Genomic DNA, 18,859 nt, shown 5'->3' on the forward strand with positions numbered 1-18,859 from the left:
GCGACTTAAGTCGCTTTTTTTAATGTGGAAGTAATTCCAGCTTTTTTCGAAGTTTTTCTTCACTAAAAATCCATCCTGTATAGGAACTAATAATATTTAAATTGTGGTCGAGTTGAACAATTGCAACGAATGGATAATAATCTTTGCTGCGATAGCGCAAATCAATGAATCGAACTTCGTAATAATGATCATAATCGAAAATGTCCCAGCGATAAACTGGGGAGAAAGATAGAAATGCTGAGATGTTTTCATCTTGTTTAGCTGCACGCATAATAGCATTATCTGGGAACGGTACCCGGTCGAACTTATCATATACCATGATGTTACCACGATGCCATCTAGCAACGTAGTAATAATCAGTCGTAACGATTGCTAAATGATAATGATAAAATCGATAAGAAGGAGAAATGATTACCTTCTCAACGTTATTGAAACGTTTATATACGACGCTACGTATGTTTCTATGCATCATAATCCGTCCGATATAGTAAACAACCATCAATATATACGCTGCTAAGGCAGTATATCCTTTATGGGAACCTACGAGCATACAAGCAATCGCGAGTAGGTGGATAAAGAAAATGACGGTATCAAATGTATTAATGATGCCGAGCGCTACCCATTTTTTTGTGAAGGGCCGTAATGCCTGTGTACCGTAGGCATTGAAAATATCTACAAAGACATGAAGAAAGACTGCAATAAATGACCAAAGTAGTAGATGCAAATATGGAGCGTCTGAAAAGAAGGCGAAAGAGATGCCACTTATAAGGAATGACCAAAGAATCACTGCAGGAATGGAATGAGTAATCCCACGATGATTTCTTATATATTTAGCGTTATTACGCAATTTTAAAACTGTATCGATGTCAGGAATATTGGAACCAGCAATTGTAGCAAGCATAACCGCTTGTGGCCCAATATCACTTTGTGCTATGGCTGGATCTAACGTTGCCAAACTGCCTAGAGTAACGCCCATAACAAGGTGAGTGGCTGTGTCCATAGAAATCCACCTCCGTTTTTTATTAATGTAACTCTTTTTATTCGATACCTCAAGTCCTTTGCCTTCTATTTCCTATGTCATCTTACTTAAATTTTTTCCTAAAATCTTTATAATAGTACTTATATGCAAAAAAATGAGGGGGATCAAGTTTGACACTTGAAATATTAAATAACTTTAACATAGAGCAGTTTCAAAATGATTTAATTGGTTGGTTTGAAAAAGAGCAACGCGACTTACCGTGGCGTAAAAATAAAGATCCATATCGTGTTTGGGTTTCAGAAATTATGTTGCAGCAAACAAGGGTAGAAGCTGTAAAACCATATTACGCGAATTTTATGGGGAAGTTTCCTACTCTAGAAGCTTTGGCAAATGCTGATGATGAAGAAGTGTTAAAAGCATGGGAAGGTTTAGGGTATTATTCTAGAGCGCGAAATTTACATGCGGCGGTAAAAGAAGTAAAAGAAGTATATGGTGGGATTGTGCCAAGTGATGTAAAGAAGATTGAGAAATTAAAAGGAGTCGGCCCCTATACAAAAGGTGCTATTTTAAGTATCGCATATGGTATACCAGAGCCGGCAGTTGACGGAAATGTTATGCGTGTATTGTCTCGCATTTTATCAGTGTGGGATGACATTGCAAAACCGAAAACTAGAAAAGTGTTTGAAGAGATTGTGCGTGAAATTATTTCGGCTGAAAATCCATCTTATTTTAATCAAGGTTTGATGGAATTAGGAGCAATGATTTGTATTCCTAAAAATCCAGCATGCTTACTTTGTCCTGTACGTGAGCATTGCAGGGGATATGCTGAAGGTGTTCAAAAGGAATTACCAGTAAAAAGTAAAGCGAAAGCTCCTACGATGGTACCAATTGTTGCAGGAGTACTTCAAACGGAAGATGGTCGTTACGTCATTAATAAACGTCCAAGTACCGGTTTATTAGCTAATATGTGGGAGTTTCCGAATATTGAACTTGGCGAAGGGATTCGTAATCAGAAGGAACAGCTTATAGATTATATGAAAGAAAAATTTGAGCTTTCGATTTCTATTGAAGAATACGCAATGAATGTACAACATACGTTTACACATCGCACTTGGGATATATTCGTATTTTACGGAAAAGTAACTGGTGAAATCGTTGAAACAGATACATTGAAATTTGTATCGAAAGAAGCATTTGAGCAGTTACCTTTCTCGAAATCGCATCGTACGATTTATGAGAATTGTGTTGAGAAAATTACGATGCAATAAAGTGAAACTTTAATCAGTGGGGGTCTTACTGCCCATTAAAGCGGGATAAACAAAAAAGTGTTCCCTAGATTGGGAACACTTTTTTAATCGTAAGAAATTTTTGTCCCATGAGTCCAACTAGCATCACCTTCTTGTAAGCCACCCCTTGATTCGATTTCTATGACAATTTCTTTATAAATACTTTGCCCTTCTGCGTTTAAATAGGGCAAAATCTGTTGTAATGAATGATGAAAATAAGCTAATTCATCTTCTTTCCATTCGTTTTTTGAAACCATCGTTAGTTCAGTCATATCGCGTCCTATATACATATTTCCACCTCCATTTTCTATAGTTTGAATGAGTAACAAGAGATATATGCGGAATTTTTTTAAAAGAAAATTACGGATAGCTTCTAGTTGAATTGGTTACATTATTGATTGTGGAGGTGAGAAAGATGAGTAAAAAACAACAAGGTTATAACAAGGCAACTTCTGGTGCTAGCATTCAAAGTACAAATGCTAGCTATGGTACAGAGTTTTCAACTGAAACAGATGTGCAAGCAGTAAAACAAGCAAACGCACAATCGGAAGCAAAGAAAGCACAAGCTTCTGGTGCACAAAGTGCAAACGCTAGTTATGGTACAGAATTTGCAACTGAAACAGATGTGCATGCTGTGAAAAAACAAAATGCAAAATCAGCTGCAAAACAATCACAATCTTCTAGTTCAAATCAGTAATGAAAGAAAAACACTTCTCTAATTCGGGAGAAGTGTTTTCTTTATGCGTGGGTCATGGTAATGAAAATAAAGTGAACGACATAACTTCTAATAAGTCAACAAATGTAGTCAAAGGAGAAGGAAGTTAAAGATTAGAAATATGTAATAAGGAATAATAACTGATAAATAAGTCCAAAAGGGGGTAAGTAATGAACGATTTTGATAAGTTGGTAAGAGAACAATTGGAAACGATGGATGAGTTGTTAAAGTTACAAGCTCATCTAGAGAAGTATCAGCAAATTGAAATGAGCGAAAAGGATACGTGCGATAAAAAGGAATTACATTTTATCCGCCAAGAAATATATAGAACAGAATTAGCGTTAAAACTGTTACATGAGAAATTTGAAGAGCAAACAAATAGTGTGATTCAATCTTTTGAAACTGAAAAAATGATTTCAAATTTAGGCTAAGATATACTGTTACCTTTAGGTGAAAGGTCCTTCTTTACATGGAAATAAGGAAGGGCTTTTTTTATTCTCATTTCCTCGTTTGTAAATAATTCAGCGAAGGCCCCGTCTCCTAGGAAGATTAGGGATATGGTATTCAGTGTGAAAAATAGAGTCTTGTCGCTTTAGTTTTAAAATTTCGACAAAAAAGTTATAATAGAAAAAAAGTGAATGCAGTTCAAAGGGCATTTGCAGTTGAAAGAAGGGAGCATATATGGGATTTCCCAAAGAAGGAGAAAAAGTACAAATACATAGTTATAAACATAATGGCTCCATTCATAGAATGTGGGAAGAGACAACAATTTTAAAAGGGACACAGAGTCTTGTAATCGGAGCGAATGATCGTACAGTAGTGACGGAATCAGATGGCCGAACATGGATTACTCGTGAACCAGCAATTTGTTATTTTCATGCAAACTATTGGTTTAATGTGATTGGAATGTTAAGGGAAGAGGGAGTATATTATTATTGTAATTTAAGCTCACCTTTTGCATATGATTCTGAAGCATTGAAGTACATTGATTACGATTTAGATATTAAAGTGTATCCAGATATGACATATACCCTTCTAGATGAAGATGAGTATGAAAAGCATAGTCAAATTATGCAATATCCACCTGTGATTGATACTATTTTAAAACGAAATGTAGCACAATTAACACAATGGATTCATCAAAGAAAAGGGCCATTCGCGCCAGATTTCGTAGATATGTGGTATGAGAGATATTTAATGTACAGAAATTAAAACAAACCTGCAGGGGATTTCCCGGCAGGTTTGTCCTATTAGAGGGGGGATTATGTGCAAGGTATAAAAAGATATTTGCAATTTGTTAAACCATATCGATGGCTTATTGCTATTACGATTATGATAGGTCTAGTTAAATTCGGCATTCCGCTTATTATGCCGTGGTTATTAAAGTATATTATTGATGATGTCATTCAGGGCGGAGGGTCACTTCAAGATAAAACGTCCCAACTAGTAACAGCGATTGGGATTGCTTTTTTTATTTTTGCAGTAGTAAGACCGCCAATTGAATATTATCGTCAATATTTTGCGCAACGTATCGCAAATACAATACTATATGATTTGCGAAAACATATTTTTGGTCATTTACAAAAGTTGAGTTTACGTTATTATTCGAATACAAAAACAGGGGAGATTATTTCACGTGTCATTCATGATGTAGAACAAACGAAGGATTTTGTAATTACTGGTTTGATGAATGTTTGGTTAGATACGGCAACAATTGCTATCGCTATTATTGTTATGTTTTCTATGAATATAAAGTTGACATTTGTTGCGCTATTAATTTTACCTATTTATGTAGTGGCAGTGAAATATTTTTTCGGGCGTCTTCGAAAATTGACGAAAGAGCGTTCACAAGCGTTAGCAACGATGCAAGGGTATTTACATGAACGTATTCAAGGAATGCAAGTGACACGTAGCTTTGCATTAGAAGAGTATGAGGGGAAGCAGTTTGAAAAAAGAAATAATGAATTTTTGACGAAAGCGTTAACGCATACGAGCTGGACGGCGAGAACATTTTCAGCAGTAAATACATTAACAGATTTGGGGCCGTTACTTGTAATCGGTTTTGCAGCATATGAAGTGGTTCAGGGGCAGTTAACATTAGGGACTATGGTTGCTTTTGTTGGATATATGGATAGTTTGTATAGTCCACTTCGCCGCCTTGTTAATTCCTCAACGACATTAACACAGTCTTTTGCATCGATGGATCGGGTGTTTGAACTGTTAGATGAAAAATACGATATTGTGAATGTACCAGGTGCGGTACAAACGAAAAAATTAAATGGCGAAGTGATATTTGATAATGTATCTTTTCGTTACAATTCGGATGAAAAAGAGGTATTACATAACCTTTCGTTAACTATGTTACCAGGAGAGAAGGTAGCACTTGTAGGAGCGAGTGGGGGAGGGAAGTCATCTCTTGCTAGTTTAATCCCGCGTTTCTATGATGTCTCTTCAGGCGCAGTTTATGTAGATGGGATAGATGTTAGAAAGTATGATATGAGAAATTTACGTAGTCATATTGGAATTGTACTGCAAGATAATTTGTTATTTAGCGATACAATCGGGGCAAATATTTTATATGGAAATCCGAAAGCTACAGAGGAAGAAGTGATTGCAGCTGCCAAAGCTGCGCAAATTCATGATTTTATTATTGAGTTACCTGATGGTTATGATACTGTCGTTGGGGAACGTGGTGTGAAGTTATCTGGTGGGCAAAGGCAACGTGTAGCGATTGCACGAGTGTTTTTAAAGAATCCATCGTTACTTATATTAGATGAAGCGACTTCGGCTTTAGATTTAGAAAATGAACGATATATTCAAGAGGCACTTCAGACGTTAGCTGCTGATCGAACGACGATCATAATTGCACATCGATTGGCGACGATTACGCATGTGGATACGATTATTTACATTGAAGATGGTGAAATTAAAGAAACAGGTTCTCATGAAGAATTAATGAAAAAAAGAGGATATTATCACAATTTATATCAACTTCAACATATAACAGAAACAGCTCCTTTAGCGTAAAAGGAGCTGTTTTTTATTCGTCTTCTTTTTTATCATCGATTTTAAGTTCTGCTTCTGGTTTATGGTATGTGTAGAAGCTATCCACAAGTAAATCTAAATGCTCTACTTCTTCACTATAGTTAATAATGGCAGAAATAAGAGGGAAGAGGTGTAGCCATGTTTTATAAGCTTCCTCATCATCCTTGTTTTGATATTCCATAAAGATATCAATTAATTCTTGTTTACCTGTTTCAACTTCATCAAGCATTTCAACGGATTGTTGTTTTTTTGCTTTACCAATAAATTTTAATAAAACTTGTTCATGATAATGTGTTAATGAATCAAGTTCGTTCTGGATAGATTCCTGAAATTCTTCTGGCATATAGCGCAGTTCGTTTTCAGTACGATGTAATGATTTTAACGTACTTAAAGCACGACTTGTCGTCGCTAACATTTGTCTGAATAAAACAAGCTTACGAATTTTTGCGAACTTTACTTTTTTCGTATAGCTTCTTTCTTCTTTATACAGCAAATAGTAATGGTTGAGTTTGATCATTTTTTCTTTCATACGATCAATATCAGTTTTTAGTGTTGTAAAATCAGAAGCTTGCCTGCTATTCATTCGAATCCATTTTACAATTTCTTCTGTATTATCAACGATACGATGATAGAGCTTTGTTTCGTATTTTGGCGGCATAAACACTAAATTTACAAGTGAAGCCGCAATAATTCCAATCATAATCGTCGCAAAGCGAAGTAAGGCAAAACTAAAGAAATCTTCGCCCTGATACTCCATAATGGCGATAACTGTTACTAAAGCAATTGATATTGTGTTTTCTAATCGTAATTGTAACGTAAGCGCAATTACTAATATACATGTTAATCCAATAATAAAAGGATTATGTCCAAAAGCAGTAGCAAATACGATAGCGAATACCGCGCCAATGACGTTTGCTTGAATTTGCTCAAGAGCAGTTAAATATGAACGGTATACAGACGGTTGAACAGCGAAGATAGCTGAGATTCCCGCAAATACCGGACTCGGTAATTGAAGCAAAATGCAAGCAAATAAAGCTAATGTGATGGCAATACCCGTTTTTAAAATGCGAGCACCAAGTTTCATACCCTAAATAAGATCCTTTCTCTTGTCATAATGGATGTACAACATGATACTATACATTCATTACAATATGTTAGCAAGTGATATTTTAGTGACGTTAATAAGAAATTAAGATTTATTTATACTTTTTCCTAATTCTTTTTAAACATCAATTTTTAGTGAAAAAACCTGCTGAATTTCAGCAGGTTTCAAATTGTTACTATAGATTACTATGAGAAGTGTACTTCGTCAATTTTTTCTTGAAGATGAAAATTAGGCATATCACTCTGTTGAGATAGATGGATCAGCCTGCTCTTTTTTCGGGATAATTTCAAAAAACTGTTGCTGCATATCATTGAGTAACGGTGTTAACAAAGCAACTTCCTCGTATTGCTCATGTTCATTTAATACACGGATATAATCTAGTAATAAATTGGTTACATCTTGCACACCATTTTTACTAATTGGTTGTAATGTAACATTTGCTCCTTTTGCGATTCTTCTTTTTAAGGCCTGTTCTGTTAAACCTAAGCTTGAATCATGACGTAAATAAACAACACCGCCAGTCATACCAGCACAGATCCATGGGCCAGGATCCCCTAAAACAAGCGCTCGCCCATTTGTCATATATTCAAAAGCGAAACCTTTAATATTAGAGTATGCGCCTATATTCCCTTGTTCTTTTTCACGGAGTGGCTTTGTCATGCGCCCTCCAATTATCATGTCTGCTCCAGAGAGGCGAATGCCAGCGCGAGCATCAGCGTTACCTTGAACGTATAGCGCCCCTTTTTGTGCACCGTATCCAAAACCTTTTCCGACAGAACCGTTATAATATAGGCCGTTTTTTCCTTTTGCTTTCGTTATATAAATACCACCACCAAAGGAGGTTTTACCAATACCATCTTGTGCACCACCATTTACGTGTATAAATAAGTTCTCACTATTGTAAGCACCTAATCCATTGCCAGGAATAGAGCCATTTGTATACTTTAATGTAAGTGGTTCAAGCTTCGTGTCTTCATATAATTTACTACGAACGCGATAGCAAGATTCTAAACCACCCATAACGCGTTGCTCTACGCCAACGCCTACTAATTCTTTTGAATGAGGGGAATGAATTGTTTCAAATTGTTTTTCTGGTACGTGCTCTGTTTTTGTAACAGATGGATGTTCTATCGTTTGTAGTAAATTACATAAGTCTAATAAATTTTTTCCTCGAACTTGTTCTAATAAATCAGAACGCCCGACAATTTCTTGTAAATTTGTATAACCAAGATTTCCTGTTAATCGTTTTAGTTCTACGCCAAAAGTAGTGAATAAATGTAATAATCCAGCAACGGCGCTTTCTAATTCGCGCGGGACGAAACGGCGTAATCCGTGTTCTTTCGCCTGAGCTTCAGATTCAATTTGTGTTGCAATTCCAACATGACAAGTATCTAGATGACACCCGCGGCAAGTTGTACAGCCGATTGCAATCATAGATAATGTACCAAATCCAATGCGGTTTGCTCCGAGGAGCATGATTTTCAAGGCATCATTAACGCTTCGGATACCGCCATCAGCCCAAATTTCTACTTTATGTCTCATATTTGCTTCTAATAAAGCGTTGTGAGCGGCTTTCACACCAATTTCTACAGGAAGACCTACATGTTGCAATGCGTGAATACGTGCAGCACCTGTACCACCATCAAATCCGCTAATGTTAATAAAATCAGCACCAGCTTTTGCAATACCGACAGCAATTGTTCCAATGTTAGGAACAACAGGGACTTTTACAGCTACCTTTGCAAGTTGATTAGCCGTTTTAATTTCTGTAATCATTTGAGCTAAATCTTCAATGGAATAAATATCATGGTTGTTAGAAGGTGAAATTAAATCAGAGCCAATTGTCGCATTACGTGCTTCAGCGATTTTGGCTGTTACTTTTGAACCTGGTAAATGTCCACCTTCACCAGGCTTTGCGCCTTGCCCAATTTTTATTTCAATTAAGTTTGATGAATTTAGTAGTTCGGCGTTTACGCCAAATCGCCCAGATGCAATTTGTTGTCCACGTGTATGTGGATATTTTCCAATCATATCTTTAATTTCGCCGCCTTCACCGTTCAAGCTAATCATATTTAGCTGGTCGGCCGCTTCTGCATATGCACGAAAGGCAATTTCATTTTGAGAACCAAATGACATGGAACTAATAATAAATGGTAAATCATGCTTTTGAATGCCGATGGACACTTCTTCAGTTGGAATGACATGCTTTGTTTGTTTCGTTTGAACAAGATGTCTAATTGCGATTGGGTTATTTTCTTCTAATTCACTTAACTTGTCACGGTAATCATCATAAGAGTTTCCTTTTGCGACATCGCCGATTGCTTTCCAAATTCGCGGGAATATATGAAAAGATTTTCGCATTCTAACTTTCGGATTGGTATAATCATCTGCTCGCATTTGTGCATCTTCAGCAAGTGACTCAAGCGAGAAAGCTACATCATTTGAACCGAAGAAATTCGTAATTTGTAATATATTTGCGATTTCCTCATGTAATCCGATAGAAGAATAGAGGCGACCGTAACCACGTAATTCATGAATTCCAATTGTTGAAATGACTTTTTCCAGTCCTTTATTAAGTGCATTATATAAATTCGTAATTGGCGTTTTTGTCCCATCATTGACGGTTGCAAATAATAAATATGGATTAATACTATCTGCTCCTAATCCATACAGTGTGACGATATCGTGTAAGGAGCGAAGGGCACCGGAACGTATAACGAGAGAGCAGTTTCGGCGTAATTTATTTTCGCTTAATACTTGATGTACTTTAGCGGTAACTAAATGCGGATCAATCCATAACTGTTCATTTAGATGAGCGTGGGCATCGTCTATTAATAGTAAGGAAGCTCCATCGTTCACGGCTGTTATCGCTTCAGAACCAATTCGATTTAAGGCGCATTGTAAAGTTTCTGTAGGACTGAATGTAGCAGAGATTGTAGCGATAGAGCTATGAGTATTGAATAGCTGTATAAGTTGTTCGTACGTAATTGTGTGTAACTCCTCTGCAATAGATTGTGCTACACTTCCTTCTAAAATAATTGGGGAAAGCATTTCAACTACAAATGGCTGTTTAGTATCGCTTAATAAACTTGGGCGCTCTCCAAGTATCGTTCGTGTGGAGAAGTGTTCGATCTCTCGATCACGATCGATTGCTGGATTTGTAACAACAGCTACACTTTCCTTAATGAAGTCAGCGATATTTCTTCTATCAGTATCGAGTGCGGCAAGTGGTGAGTCATGCCCAAGTGAGCGAATTGGCTCAACGCCTTTTGTTGCCATCTGTTCAAGAAGCTGAATATGTTCTCGGTCCCATCCAAAAGCAACGTATTGCTTCGTTTCAACTTGCGTAGCATCACATAAACCTTGGATCTCTTTCGTTTCAGGGATAGATAAATTCAAATGATAATCGGTAACATCCACTCGCTTTTTAAAACGGTTATATACTTGAGTTTGGTAGTCATCGTATTCGTAGAGTACAAGCTCATCTTGTTCATTCCATTTTAATCCGACCTTTTCTCCAGGAGCGAGTGGTTTTGGTTCTGTTACATATTCAGTTGGTAATACAACTCCAGGTTCAGAAGAGAAAATATAAGAACTCGCTGTCTCTACTTTCCATACTGGTCGTAGTCCAAGGGAATCAACGCTGAAAACAGCTTCATCTTTATAACGTGAAATAATGCCAGCTGGACCTTGCGCGAAATGGCCCCATGCTTCACGCATATACGTATATAAATCTTGTAAATGCGGTTCATAAAGTTTAATTTCATTAATAATTGGCGGGAATAGTATATCCATTGCTTCAAATAAACTGTAGTCGTATTGAACAAGTAGAGTTTCTAAGGTGCGGTTTAAATCTTGGGAGTCACTGCCCCCAGCAGTAAGTGGAACATGAATCATGTCAGCTTGATCGCGTAATTTTGCAATTGTGTTAATTTCACCATTATGTCCGAGAACGCTAAATGGTTGTACACGAAAAAAATTAGATAATGTATTAGTAGAATAGCGGTTATGTCCTAGTGTCATAGTTGAAGCGATAAGTGGATGTTGTAAATCATTGTAATAGGCAACAAGTGTATCACCAGCGCCTAGAACTTTATATACAACATGGTCACGACTTAAGGAAGCAACATGAATCGCTTCGTTTTCCTCTATTTTTATCGTTACTGAAAATAATGTTTGCTCAATATTTTTAACTTCATTTTCTGCGATAAGAGCAACTTGCCAAAATAAAGGTTCTTCTTGTTTACCGAGTGGACCGAGTGCATCGGAATTTATTACATCGTCACTTTCGAAAAGGATTGCAAGGTTTTCGTTGTTTAGTTGTGTGCGAATATGATTTTTTAGATTAACGATATTCTCTTTTTTGTTTAGAAAAAAATGTCCAACGATAAAGTGGGGATGATCCACAATCGTTGGATTGTATCCGTTATTTTTCAACTTTTCATTCCAAAGTGCTTTTGGGACATCAATGTGAATGCCAATGCCATCTCCTTCACCATTAATGAAACCAGCTCGATGATTCATTTTGATTAGTGATTGTATACAAAGATCAATGTTTTCTTTTGTAGGAATTTTTCGTTTCTCCATAACGGAAACGATTCCACACGCATCATGTTCTGCATTTTTATAATCTCGAAATAAAGACGGTGTCCATGTATTTGTTTTATTGAGCATCCGTCAATCCCCCCTCTTATTAAAGTTTGAATAATCTTACTATTAAAGGCGTGAGCGGCCTTATATACAAGGATAGTAAGGATATAAAAGAAAAATAAAACAGATAATTATGAATAATTATACTATTAATAAAGGATTTATGAAATAGAAAAAAGGAAAAAAGAAAGATGTGCTTTCTTTTTTCCTTTTAATGACGGGATTATTTATTATCCGCTAAAGCAGCGAATGCTCGGCCTACAGCTTCGATTGTATATTCAATATCTTCTTTTGTATGTTCTGTTGTTAAGAACCATGCCTCGTATTTAGAAGGTGCTAAGTTAACGCCTTCTTGAAGCATTAGCTTGAAGAATTTACCGAACATTTCACCATCTGTATCTTGTGCTGCATCGTAATCTTCAATTGTATTTGTTGTGAAGTATACAGTTAAAGCACCTTTTAGACGATTTAATGTAATATCGATATTATGTTTTGCAGCTTGCTCTAAAATTCCTTTTTCAAGCATGGCACCAAGTTCATCTAATTTCTCATAAAGTCCTTCTTGTTGAAGAACTTCTAGACAAGCAATACCAGATGCCATAGAAGCAGGATTTCCTGCCATTGTACCAGCTTGATATGCAGGTCCAAGCGGAGCAACTTGTTCCATAATTTCTTTCTTACCACCGTAAGCACCGATTGGAAGTCCGCCGCCAATAACTTTACCAAGCGCTGTTAAGTCTGGTGTTACGCCAAGTAAATCTTGAGCACCACCGTACATGAAGCGGAAAGCAGTAATAACTTCATCATAAATTACTAGTGCACCAGCTTCGTGAACAAGTTCATTCACCTTCTCAAGGAATCCAGGTTTTGGCTCTACAATACCGAAGTTTCCAACAATCGGTTCTACAAGAATAGCTGCTACTTCATGTCCCCATTTATCTAATGCCTCTTTTAAAGTTTCTACATTATTAAATGGAACGGTAATAACTTCTTGAGCGATACTTTGTGGTACACCGGCTGAGTCAGGAGTTCCTAGTGTAGAAGGACCAGATCCAGCTGCTACAAGTACTAAATCAGAATGACCGTGGTAACAACCAGCAAATTTCATAATTTTTGTGCGGCCTGTGTAAGCACGAGCGACACGAATTGTCGTCATTACTGCTTCAGTACCAGAGTTTACAAAGCGTACTTTATCTAAAGCAGGCATTGCTTCTTTTAACATTTTTGCAAATTTTACTTCTAGTGCTGTTGGTGTTCCGTAAAGTACCCCATTTTCAGCAGCTGTTGTAATTGCTTTTGTGATGTGCGGGTGAGCATGTCCAGTAATAATAGGGCCGTATGCTGCTAAATAATCGATGTATTTATTTCCGTCTACATCCCAGAAATAAGCACCTTTTCCACGTTCCATAGCAACAGGAGCGCCGCCGCCAACCGCTTTAAAAGAACGAGAAGGACTATTAACACCGCCAACGATATGTTCTAAAGCTTCTTTATGTAATGCTTCTGACTTTGTGAATTTCACTACAATTCATCTCCTTACAAAAATCTATGTATTATTCTAACATGTTTTTCGAAAAGACGTATTGTTTGTGATAGAGAAGGCAGTTGGGTAAACTATTCGTTGTGACATTTAGGAAGGGGGTCCGATTATGAAATCGGTAATTGAGGTACAAGGTTTACGTAAAGAATTTACAGCCTATTCAAGTCGTCCGGGTTTAAAGGGTGCATTTCGCGATTTATTAAATCGTAATTATAAAATAGTACCAGCAGTAAATGATGTATCTTTTACTGTAAAACAAGGTGAGATGGTTGGTTATATCGGTGAGAATGGTGCTGGTAAATCAACAACAATTAAAATGCTTACGGGGATTTTGACTCCGACATCAGGAGAGATTTTAGTAAATGGAATGAACCCACATAAGCAGAGAGAGGAATTTGCAAGAACAATTGGTGTTGTTTTCGGTCAACGCTCGCAACTTTGGTGGGATATTGCTGTACAAGAATCGTTTCGTTTATTAAAAAAAGTGTACGGTGTATCAGACGCTCAGTATAAAGAACATATGGAGCACGTAATCGAAACATTAGATATTGGTCCTTTATTAGACAAGCCAGTTCGAAAGTTATCTCTAGGTCAAAGAATGCGTTGTGAATTAGCCGCAGCATTAATTCATAACCCACCGTTATTATTTTTAGATGAACCAACAATTGGGCTAGATGTACTTGTGAAATTGAAAATACGTGAATTTTTAAAAGAAATGAATGAACGTTATAAAACAACAATTTTATTAACAACCCATGATATTACTGATATTGAAGCATTATGTGAGCGCGTTATCATGCTAGATGAAGGAAATATTATGTATGACGGTTCTTTAAATAATCTTCGTACGCAGTGGGGAGCAGAGAAGGAAATACATTTTCAGTTTATTGCACCAGTTTCCTATCAGGCTTTATCAATGGTTATGCCGGATAGTCATGTCGTTTGGTCGAAAGCGAAAGAGGAAAACACGTGGGTTGCAAAAATCCCGAATGAAGAAGTTATTATTTCAATGCTTATTTCTAAAGTAGTACAAGCTTTTCAAATTAAAGATTTAAAAATTAATGAAGTGTCTACAGAGGAAATTATTCGTAACATTTATGAAGAAGGTATTAAACATGGGTAAGTACATTGAAATGATTCGAATTCGCTTTTTAATGATGCTTGCGTATCGCACAAACTATTATAGCGGGATTTTAATTTATACAATTAATATCGGTGCGTATTATTTTTTATGGCAGGCAATTTATAGCGGAAAAGAGAACATTGAAAGTTTATCTATTTCGCAAATGACTACGTATATCGCAATTGCGTGGATGGCACGTGCCTTTTATTTTAATAATATAGATAGGGAAATTGCGATGGAGATTCAAGAAGGACGTGTAGCCGTAGAACTAATTCGTCCATATAACTATTTAGGAATGAAAGTGATGCAAGGTCTTGGTGAAGGAATATTTCGTTTTGCATTCTTTTCAATTCCGGGTATGGTTATCGTTACCTTATTATTTTCATTGCAAATTACAACGAATTTTCAAACATGGCTATATTTCTTCTTATCTTTAATATTTAGTTTTATTATTAATACACAAATTAATTTAATGACGGGAATGCTCACATTCTTCCTATTTAATAATAGTGGAATTATGTATGCAAAACGTGTTGTTATTGATTTATTTTCAGGTCTATTATTACCAATTAGTTTTTATCCGTTATGGGCCCAAAAGGCAATGATGTTTTTACCGTTTCAGGCTATTAGTTATATTCCGAGTATGATTTTTTCAGAAGGTATACAAGGAAGTAAATTGTATGAGGCATTATTATTCCAAGTAATTTGGGCAATTGTACTTATTATTCCAATTGTACTCATGTGGAGAACGGCGAGAAAACGTCTAATTGTACAAGGGGGATGATGAGATGATATATATAAAACTATTTTTGCAATATGCAAGCCAATATATAAAAACAAAATTGGAGTATCGGGGCGATTTTATCGTTGGATTACTTTCTGATTTATCACTACAGGCTGTTAATTTAATCTTTATTCTTGTTGTGTTTGGGCATACACAAGCATTAAAAGGCTGGAATAGAGAAGAAGTAATCTTTATTTATGGTTTCTTTTTAGTGCCGTTTGCCATTTTCTCAGCCTTTTTTAACATATGGGACTTTAATGATCGTTACATTATTAAAGGAGAAATGGATCGTATATTAACGAGACCGATTCATAGCTTGTTTCAAATTATATTAGAAAGAATGGAACTTGAGTCTTTAATTGGGGCCATTACAGGAATGATTGTAATGGGATATGCAGCTGTGGAGTTACAACTATCTTTTTATTGGTACGATTTCTTTTTATTCTTACTGATGGTAGGAGGGGGCGCCCTTGTATACGGCGGGATATTTGTTACGCTTGCGAGCCTGGGTTTTTGGTCGGATGCGAAAAGTTCAATTATGCCTCTCATGTATAACATAGGTAACTATGGTCGCTATCCTGTTAATATTTATAATCGTGTGATTCGCTTCATTTTAACGTTTGTTTTACCGTTTGCATTTGTCGGAGTTTATCCGGCAGCATACTTTTTAAGAAAAACGGAGTGGAATAACTATGCATTTGCAACACCATTCGTTGGTGTTATCTGTTTTACGATTGCGCTCACTCTTTGGAATCAAGGGGTAAAAAGGTACCGTGGTGCTGGGAATTAATTATAGAAGCTTGTTTGTTTCTAAGGGATAAATCCAATGGCTATCTCATACATATAAAATGAGGTGGAGGACATGTTATGGGGATTTATTCTATTAATTGCAGCAATCGCTATTTTGAAAAGTGTCCAATTGTTATGGAGTTCATATTCAGATTCAACGCGTTTTTTTTCGTTATATAATTTAGCCACATTATTTTTGATTTATACGACAGTACTGATTGCGTTTGGATTAAGTTACGTTGTATTAGAAGAAATGGGTTTTTCCGTTTTAAAAGAGGATGGAGAAAGCTTGAACGCTCACTCTTTTCAACTTGTTGAAATTTGTTTATATTTTAGCGCGGTTACTTTATTGTCTGTTGGCTATGGTGATATATCTCCGATTGGAATCGGTCGATGGATTGCAATCGGAGAAGCGCTAATTGGATATACACTACCGTTTGCTTTTGTGATGAGGTCTGTAATAGACAATGAAAAATAAGACAGCATTTGATATAGTAAAAGAAAAGAGTAGGAGTGATAACAATGATTACAGTAGGAGAAATGGCTCCAGAATTTACATTAGAGGGAAGTAACGGTGAACAAGTTCGCTTAGCTGATTTTCGTGGTAAAAATGTAGTTCTATATTTTTATCCGAAAGATATGACTCCAGGGTGTACAACTGAAGCGTGTGATTTCCGTGATTCGTATGGGCTATTTCAAGAGAAGGACACGGTTATTCTTGGAGTGAGTCCGGATCCGGCAAATAGACATTTGAAATTCATTGAGAAGCATGAACTTCCATTTACACTTTTAGTAGACGAGGATCATAAAGTAGCAGAATTATACGATGTTTGGAAATTGAAAAAGAACTTTGGGAAAGAGTACATGGGAATCGAGCGTTCTACATTCCTTATTAATAAAGACGGTGAGCTTGTAAAAGAGTGGCGTAAAGTGAAAGTGAAGGGGCATATTGAAGATGTTCTTTCTTATATAAAGTAAATCTATAGTGGAGATAAAATATATAGAAGTAAGGCAAGTGTCTATACATATTTTACCGTCTTACATAAAGTGAAGTGTAGGGCATACCTCCTCAGATGATAGTATTCCAAGTGCGATTATGTCGCACTTTTTTTCTATGTAAATGTATAGGAAATGGGGAAAGATACATAAGTATAAGGCTGTATACAAAAATAAACCACATACTTATAGTAGAAATATTGACGATTTATAAGAAAAGGAGTACACTCTTTATAAGAATTATAAAATAATAATCCGTATAGAATCGGGGTGCATGACGGTGGTCAAAGAAGAATTAAAAGAAGCGCTAGAAATGCTGAAAAATACGGGTGTACGCATTACTCCACAGCGTCATGCTATTTTAGAGTACCTTGTGGAATCAATGACGCACCCAACAGCGGATGACATTTATAAAGCATTAGAAGGTAAGTTTCCAAATATGAGTGTTGCAACTGTCTATAATAACTTACGTGTATTTAAAGAGGTTGGACTTGTAAAGGAATTAACTTATGGAGACGCTTCAAGTAGATTTGATTATGTTACAAGTCAACATTATCATGTGATTTGCGAAAAATGTGGTAAGATTGTTGATTTTCCTTATGGGGGCTTGGAAAAGCTTGAAGAGGAAGCTGCGAAAACGACAGGCTTCGTTATCAATAGTCATCGCTTAGAAATTTATGGCGTTTGTCCAGAGTGTCATAAGGCGTAATATATAATAAAGAAAGAGGCTGACGGCTATACGTCAACCTCTTTCTTTATTATATATGGGAATTACGTTAGGTTCAGGAGGATTTAAAATGTTCGGTACACAACCTAATTTAATTAAAGATAAATACAGAAGGTGATTTCTTTGTTAAGAAATCACCTTCTGATGTTTAGTTTTGTAAGGATGCATTGTACCCATATATACCTATGATTTGTAGCTCTTCTTATTATATTTCTCATCAAATTCTTTTCCTTCTAGATTTCGATCCATTGTTAAAGGTTGGTTGCAATGCATACATGCGTCGACACGACCGAGCATTTTTGTTGGCTTATCGCAGCTTGGACAAATAATTTGTACAGTTTTAGTAGATAACATACCAATCCAAAAGTAAACGACAGTACTAGCGATCACAGCTAAGAATCCAACCATCATAAATGTTGTCATAATAATAATGTTTTCACGGAAAAAGACTCCTAAGTATGCAATGAAGAGGCCGATAAATACTAAACTTAATGCAAAGGTCCGGATTTTATTAATTTTGTTTGAATACTTAATGCTCATTTTCACCACTCTCCTATAACAACAATAATAACATAAAATTTAGAATTTTCATTCGTTAGGAAACGTGATAAAGTGATAAGATATGAAATGTGGATTAGGGTAAAGAATGAAGAGAGATTATATGGATTTTTAAAACGTGTTTTTAAAGTTTTAACGGGATGTGAAATTTTTTTGTGAAAAGTATTGACCCTGTATGTACTGCATGATATATTAATAACCGTCGCTGATGCGGAAACGCAGAAAACGACAAAAAAGAAATGAAAAACTTAGTTGACATTGAAAAACGAAGATGTTAACATAAGGAAGTCGCAAATGAGCGACTAAGTAGTTCTTTGAAAACTGAACGAAACAAACAACGTGAAACGTCAATTTTTATTTTAGATGCTAGACAAACTAACTTTATTGGAGAGTTTGATCCTGGCTCAGGATGAACGCTGGCGGCGTGCCTAATACATGCAAGTCGAGCGAATGGATTAAGAGCTTGCTCTTATGAAGTTAGCGGCGGACGGGTGAGTAACACGTGGGTAACCTGCCCATAAGACTGGGATAACTCCGGGAAACCGGGGCTAATACCGGATAA

The 18,859-nt window shown here is 36.3% G+C and carries 17 protein-coding genes and 1 rRNA gene; 12 read left to right on the forward strand and 6 right to left on the reverse strand.

From position 1 onward, the window contains the following. Positions 1 to 19: 19 nt before the first annotated feature. A complete protein-coding gene (locus DN390_RS24810) occupies positions 20 to 1,000 on the reverse strand; it encodes a metal-dependent hydrolase (protein WP_147808745.1) in 981 nt (326 codons plus the stop codon). 149 nt (positions 1,001 to 1,149) lie between these two features. Between DN390_RS24810 and mutY the strand changes: the two genes are divergently transcribed. Beyond that, positions 1,150 to 2,247: an A/G-specific adenine glycosylase gene (mutY, locus tag DN390_RS24815; protein ID WP_060629440.1), complete on the forward strand. Its 1,098-nt coding sequence runs from the start codon at positions 1,150 to 1,152 to the stop codon at positions 2,245 to 2,247. 83 nt (positions 2,248 to 2,330) lie between these two features. On the opposite strand, the gene DN390_RS24820 is transcribed toward mutY, so the two are convergent. After that, entirely contained in the window at positions 2,331 to 2,555 is a 225-nt protein-coding gene (locus DN390_RS24820; RefSeq protein WP_000275444.1) for a hypothetical protein, read from the reverse strand. A gap of 125 nt (positions 2,556 to 2,680) precedes the next feature. Between DN390_RS24820 and DN390_RS24825 the strand changes: the two genes are divergently transcribed. The 4 genes from DN390_RS24825 to DN390_RS24840 all read left to right on the forward strand — a co-directional run bounded on the left by DN390_RS24825 (position 2,681) and on the right by DN390_RS24840 (position 6,007). Continuing rightward, positions 2,681 to 2,962 carry a gamma-type small acid-soluble spore protein gene (locus tag DN390_RS24825; RefSeq protein ID WP_000039044.1) on the forward strand — a complete coding sequence of 94 codons (282 nt, stop codon included), beginning with the start codon at positions 2,681 to 2,683 and terminating at the stop codon, positions 2,960 to 2,962. 188 nt (positions 2,963 to 3,150) lie between these two features. Then, the gene (locus DN390_RS24830; RefSeq protein ID WP_060629441.1) at positions 3,151 to 3,411 is read left to right on the forward strand and encodes a YgaB family protein; all 261 of its coding nucleotides are present in this window, start codon (positions 3,151 to 3,153) and stop codon (positions 3,409 to 3,411) included. Positions 3,412 to 3,661: 250 nt separating this feature from the next. Further along, complete coding sequence (gene ntdP / locus DN390_RS24835) at positions 3,662 to 4,192, forward strand: nucleoside tri-diphosphate phosphatase (protein WP_000506628.1); 531 nt, start codon at positions 3,662 to 3,664, stop codon at positions 4,190 to 4,192. Positions 4,193 to 4,246: 54 nt separating this feature from the next. Beyond that, the gene (locus tag DN390_RS24840) at positions 4,247 to 6,007 is read left to right on the forward strand and encodes an ABC transporter ATP-binding protein (RefSeq protein ID WP_060629442.1); all 1,761 of its coding nucleotides are present in this window, start codon (positions 4,247 to 4,249) and stop codon (positions 6,005 to 6,007) included. A gap of 13 nt (positions 6,008 to 6,020) precedes the next feature. On the opposite strand, the gene DN390_RS24845 is transcribed toward DN390_RS24840, so the two are convergent. The 3 genes from DN390_RS24845 to hemL form a co-directional block, all read right to left on the reverse strand. After that, on the reverse strand, positions 6,021 to 7,109 hold the full coding sequence (locus DN390_RS24845; RefSeq protein ID WP_060629443.1) for an aromatic acid exporter family protein: 1,089 nt from the start codon (positions 7,107 to 7,109) through the stop codon (positions 6,021 to 6,023). A gap of 258 nt (positions 7,110 to 7,367) precedes the next feature. Continuing rightward, on the reverse strand, positions 7,368 to 11,804 hold the full coding sequence (locus DN390_RS24850; protein ID WP_147808746.1) for a glutamate synthase-related protein: 4,437 nt from the start codon (positions 11,802 to 11,804) through the stop codon (positions 7,368 to 7,370). Between the two features lie 199 nt (positions 11,805 to 12,003). Next, the gene (hemL, locus tag DN390_RS24855) at positions 12,004 to 13,302 is read right to left on the reverse strand and encodes a glutamate-1-semialdehyde-2,1-aminomutase (protein ID WP_000673241.1); all 1,299 of its coding nucleotides are present in this window, start codon (positions 13,300 to 13,302) and stop codon (positions 12,004 to 12,006) included. Positions 13,303 to 13,429: 127 nt separating this feature from the next. On the opposite strand from hemL, the gene DN390_RS24860 reads away from it, so the two are divergent. From DN390_RS24860 to perR, 6 genes are all read left to right on the forward strand, one after another. Continuing rightward, the gene (locus DN390_RS24860) at positions 13,430 to 14,443 is read left to right on the forward strand and encodes an ABC transporter ATP-binding protein (RefSeq protein ID WP_060629445.1); all 1,014 of its coding nucleotides are present in this window, start codon (positions 13,430 to 13,432) and stop codon (positions 14,441 to 14,443) included. Beyond that, on the forward strand, positions 14,436 to 15,227 hold the full coding sequence (locus tag DN390_RS24865) for an ABC transporter permease (RefSeq protein WP_000521517.1): 792 nt from the start codon (positions 14,436 to 14,438) through the stop codon (positions 15,225 to 15,227). The genes DN390_RS24860 and DN390_RS24865 overlap by 8 nt, the downstream gene beginning before the upstream one ends. Positions 15,228 to 15,231: 4 nt before the next feature. After that, positions 15,232 to 16,017: an ABC transporter permease gene (locus tag DN390_RS24870; RefSeq protein WP_060629446.1), complete on the forward strand. Its 786-nt coding sequence runs from the start codon at positions 15,232 to 15,234 to the stop codon at positions 16,015 to 16,017. A gap of 72 nt (positions 16,018 to 16,089) precedes the next feature. Then, positions 16,090 to 16,494 carry a potassium channel family protein gene (locus tag DN390_RS24875; protein ID WP_060629447.1) on the forward strand — a complete coding sequence of 135 codons (405 nt, stop codon included), beginning with the start codon at positions 16,090 to 16,092 and terminating at the stop codon, positions 16,492 to 16,494. Positions 16,495 to 16,538: 44 nt separating this feature from the next. Then, positions 16,539 to 16,994: a thioredoxin-dependent thiol peroxidase gene (gene bcp, locus DN390_RS24880; RefSeq protein ID WP_060629448.1), complete on the forward strand. Its 456-nt coding sequence runs from the start codon at positions 16,539 to 16,541 to the stop codon at positions 16,992 to 16,994. Between the two features lie 298 nt (positions 16,995 to 17,292). Further along, entirely contained in the window at positions 17,293 to 17,721 is a 429-nt protein-coding gene (gene perR, locus DN390_RS24885) for a peroxide-responsive transcriptional repressor PerR (RefSeq protein ID WP_000237829.1), read from the forward strand. A gap of 201 nt (positions 17,722 to 17,922) precedes the next feature. On the opposite strand, the gene DN390_RS24890 is transcribed toward perR, so the two are convergent. After that, positions 17,923 to 18,279 (reverse strand): YgzB family protein, encoded by a 357-nt coding sequence (locus tag DN390_RS24890; RefSeq protein ID WP_000025063.1) that lies wholly within the window; start codon positions 18,277 to 18,279, stop codon positions 17,923 to 17,925. Between the two features lie 399 nt (positions 18,280 to 18,678). Here DN390_RS24890 and DN390_RS24895 point away from each other — a divergent pair. After that, positions 18,679 to 18,859: ribosomal RNA gene (locus DN390_RS24895) — 16S ribosomal RNA — on the forward strand; the annotation flags it as partial.

This window comes from Bacillus sp. SH7-1 (assembly GCF_008042405.1).
Lineage (GTDB): Bacteria > Bacillota > Bacilli > Bacillales > Bacillaceae_G > Bacillus_A > Bacillus_A thuringiensis_N.